Origin of the sequence: Streptomyces beijiangensis, assembly GCF_017315755.1 — a bacterium.
GTDB lineage: Bacteria > Actinomycetota > Actinomycetes > Streptomycetales > Streptomycetaceae > Streptomyces > Streptomyces beijiangensis.
Genome location: NZ_JAFLRJ010001030.1, coordinates 1 through 234 on the forward strand (window position 1 = coordinate 1; position 234 = coordinate 234).

General features: G+C 72.2%; 1 pseudogene. It reads left to right on the top strand.

The window, feature by feature from the left end:
• Positions 1 to 234: pseudogene (locus J0695_RS40405) on the top strand (formimidoylglutamate deiminase); the annotation flags it as partial.

Here is a 234-nt window from a genome sequence, read left to right on the forward strand (position 1 = left end):
GACCTGGCGCGAGGTGATGTACGGGGTGGCCTCCCGCCTCACCCCGGACTCCTACTTCACTCTCGCGCGCGCCGTGTACGCGGAGATGGCGCTCGCCGGGATCACCGCCGTGGGCGAGTTCCACTATCTCCACCACGCGCCGGGCGGCACGCCCTACGACGACCCGAACGCCATGGGCGAGGCGCTGATCGCGGCGGCCGCCGAGGCGGGCATCCGGATCACCCTCCTCGACAC